Genomic DNA, 3,552 nt, shown 5'->3' with positions numbered 1-3,552 from the left:
AAGCAGCAAGCGCGTTACGCCGTGGGTCGATGTTTGATGTTATGGAGCAGCAACGATGTTACGCAGCAGGGCAGTCGCCCTAAAACAAAGTTAGGCATCACAAAGTACAGCATCGTGACCAACAGCAACGATTCCGTCACACTGCGCCTCATGACTGAGCATGACCTTGCGATGCTCTATGAGTGGCTAAATCGATCTCATATCGTCGAGTGGTGGGGCGGAGAAGAAGCACGCCCGACACTTGCTGACGTACAGGAACAGTACTTGCCAAGCGTTTTAGCGCAAGAGTCCGTCACTCCATACATTGCAATGCTGAATGGAGAGCCGATTGGGTATGCCCAGTCGTACGTTGCTCTTGGAAGCGGGGACGGATGGTGGGAAGAAGAAACCGATCCAGGAGTACGCGGAATAGACCAGTCACTGGCGAATGCATCACAACTGGGCAAAGGCTTGGGAACCAAGCTGGTTCGAGCACTGGTTGAGTTGCTGTTCAATGATCCCGAGGTCACCAAGATCCAAACGGACCCGTCGCCGAGCAACTTGCGAGCGATCCGATGCTACGAGAAAGCGGGGTTTGAGAGGCAAGGTACCGTAACCACCCCAGATGGTCCAGCCGTGTACATGGTTCAAACACGCCAGGCATTCGAGCGAACACGCAGTGATGCCTAACCCTTCCATCGAGGGGGACGTCCAAGGGCTGGCGCCCTTGGCCGCCCCTCATGTCAAACGTTATGCTGTGACCCGGGTTGTTGGCGAAGCGAACGTATGGCGATTAAAGTAATAAACGCAAAGGTAAAATAATGACGTGGAGAACGACCAGAACACTTTTACAGCCTCAAAATCTGGACTTCAATGAGTTTGAGATTCTTACTTCCGTAATTGAGGGCGCCCGAATTGTCGGCATTGGCGAGGGCGCTCATTTTGTCGCGGAGTTTTCACTGGCTAGAGCAAGTCTTATCCGCTATTTGGTCGAAAGGCATGATTTTAATGCGATTGGTTTGGAATGTGGGGCGATTCAGGCATCCCGGTTATCTGAATGGCTCAACTCAACAGCCGGTGCTCATGAACTTGAGCGATTTTCGGATACCCTGACCTTTTCTGTGTATGGCTCAGTGCTGATCTGGCTGAAATCATATCTCCGCGAATCAGGAAGAAAACTGCAGTTAGTCGGAATCGACTTACCCAACACCCTGAACCCAAGGGACGACCTAGCGCAATTGGCCGAAATTATCCAGCTCATCGATCACCTCATGAAACCGCACGTTGATATGCTGACTCACTTGTTGGCGTCCATTGATGGCCAGTCGGCGGTTATTTCATCGGCAAAATGGGGGGAGCTAGAAACGGCTCGGCAGGAGAAAGCTATCTCAGGGGTAACCAGATTGAAGCTCCGCTTGGCGTCGCTTGCCCCTGTACTGAAAAAACACGTCAACAGCGATTTGTTCCGAAAAGCCTCTGATCGAATAGAGTCGATAGAGTATACGTTGGAAACCTTGCGTATAATGAAAACTTTCTTCGATGGTACCTCTCTTGAGGGAGATACTTCCGTACGTGACTCGTATATGGCGGGCGTAGTAGATGGAATGGTTCGAGCGAATCCGGATGTGAAGATAATTCTGCTGGCGCACAACAATCATTTACAAAAAACCCCAGTCTCCTTTTCAGGCGAGCTTACGGCTGTTCCCATGGGGCAGCACCTCGCAGAGAGGGTGAATTACCGTGCGATTGCATTCACCCATCTTGGACCCACCGTGCCGGAAATGCATTTCCCATCGCCCGACAGTCCTCTTGGATTCTCTGTTGTGACCACGCCTGCCGATGCAATCCGTGAGGATAGTATGGAACAGTATGTCATCGACGCCTGTGGTACGGAGAATTCATGTCTGACATTGACAGATGCCCCCATGGAAGCAAAGCGAATGCGGTCTCAAAGCGCCTCTGTAAAAACGAAATTGAGCGAGGCATTTGATGCCATCGTCTGTGTTCCAAGCGCCGGCAAGGACAGCCTAGTTGCCCTATAGGAAACCGGAAATGAAAATGAGGGAGCATAACCTGCGAATCCACCGGACGGTTTTCAACCGCCGGTGATCAGCGCGTTATGCATTAAGGGGGAGTCAGTGCTCGAACCAGTAGTTCAGGAGGAAGCCACGGGATGCGGAATCGCGTCGGTTGCCAACATTCTGGGCAAGACGTACTCAGAGATGAAGGCCGTAGCCAATGCTATGGGCATCCATGCTTCGGACAAATCGCTGTGGTCAGATACACAGTATGTCCGGCGTATGTTGTCGAGCGCAGGTGTCAAAACTTCCGCTGATGAAACCCCATTTGAATCTTGGGAGGCATTGCCCAATCTGGCGTTGTTGTCTATCAAGCACCATCAGGAAGAAGGCAAGGACTTCTGGCACTGGGTTGTATTCAAGCGCGTGGGAGGTCAACCATTTGTGCTGGATTCGGCTAGTTACCTGCCATCCAATATCCGTCAGGATTTCGACGCCATGCAGCCCAAGTGGTTCATCGAGGTCGAAAATGCATAACCAGGCGCTGTTGTCGCCGCTATCGCGGCTGGGACGGCTTACGCTTCGCTCCAGCCGCCCCAAAGCTTATCGTTAAACATCATGAGGGAAGCGGTGATCGCCGAAGTATCGACTCAACTATCAGAGGTAGTTGGCGTCATCGAGCGCCATCTCGAACCGACGTTGCTGGCCGTACATTTGTACGGCTCCGCAGTGGATGGCGGCCTGAAGCCACACAGTGATATTGATTTGCTGGTTACGGTGACCGTAAGGCTTGATGAAACAACGCGGCGAGCTTTGATCAACGACCTTTTGGAAACTTCGGCTTCCCCTGGAGAGAGCGAGATTCTCCGCGCTGTAGAAGTCACCATTGTTGTGCACGACGACATCATTCCGTGGCGTTATCCAGCTAAGCGCGAACTGCAATTTGGAGAATGGCAGCGCAATGACATTCTTGCAGGTATCTTCGAGCCAGCCACGATCGACATTGATCTGGCTATCTTGCTGACAAAAGCAAGAGAACATAGCGTTGCCTTGGTAGGTCCAGCGGCGGAGGAACTCTTTGATCCGGTTCCTGAACAGGATCTATTTGAGGCGCTAAATGAAACCTTAACGCTATGGAACTCGCCGCCCGACTGGGCTGGCGATGAGCGAAATGTAGTGCTTACGTTGTCCCGCATTTGGTACAGCGCAGTAACCGGCAAAATCGCGCCGAAGGATGTCGCTGCCGACTGGGCAATGGAGCGCCTGCCGGCCCAGTATCAGCCCGTCATACTTGAAGCTAGACAGGCTTATCTTGGACAAGAAGAAGATCGCTTGGCCTCCCGCGCAGATCAGTTGGAAGAATTTGTTCACTACGTGAAAGGCGAGATCACCAAGGTAGTCGGCAAATAATGTCTAACAATTCGTTCAAGCCGACGCCGCTTCGCGGCGCGGCTTAACTCAAGCGTTAGATGCACTAAGCACATAATTGCTCACAGCCAAACTATCAGGTCAAGTCTGCTTTTATTATTTTTAAGCGTGCATAATAAGCCCTACA

Annotated in this window: 4 protein-coding genes; all 4 read left to right on the top strand. The window is 51.9% G+C overall.

What is annotated here, in order from left to right; all coding sequences use genetic code 11:
- Positions 1 to 114: 114 nt before the first annotated feature.
- The 4 genes from FJM67_RS17010 (at position 115) to aadA1 (ending at position 3,407) form a co-directional block, all read left to right on the top strand.
- Positions 115 to 669 (top strand): aminoglycoside N-acetyltransferase AAC(6')-Ib4, encoded by a 555-nt coding sequence (locus tag FJM67_RS17010; RefSeq protein ID WP_003159191.1) that lies wholly within the window; start codon positions 115 to 117, stop codon positions 667 to 669.
- A gap of 131 nt (positions 670 to 800) precedes the next feature.
- Positions 801 to 2,021 (top strand): EreA family erythromycin esterase, encoded by a 1,221-nt coding sequence (ere(A), locus tag FJM67_RS17005; protein WP_032084014.1) that lies wholly within the window; start codon positions 801 to 803, stop codon positions 2,019 to 2,021.
- Positions 2,022 to 2,117: 96 nt separating this feature from the next.
- Entirely contained in the window at positions 2,118 to 2,534 is a 417-nt protein-coding gene (locus FJM67_RS17000) for a hypothetical protein (protein WP_044501335.1), read from the top strand.
- Positions 2,535 to 2,615: 81 nt separating this feature from the next.
- Positions 2,616 to 3,407 (top strand): ANT(3'')-Ia family aminoglycoside nucleotidyltransferase AadA1, encoded by a 792-nt coding sequence (aadA1, locus tag FJM67_RS16995; RefSeq protein WP_001206316.1) that lies wholly within the window; start codon positions 2,616 to 2,618, stop codon positions 3,405 to 3,407.
- Positions 3,408 to 3,552: the final 145 nt, after the last annotated feature.

Source organism: Maribrevibacterium harenarium (assembly GCF_006385675.1).
Classification (GTDB): domain Bacteria; phylum Pseudomonadota; class Gammaproteobacteria; order Pseudomonadales; family Marinomonadaceae; genus Marinomonas; species Marinomonas harenarium.
The sequence above is the reverse complement of the archived record's forward strand: the minus strand, read 5'-3'. Positions and strand labels throughout refer to the sequence as shown.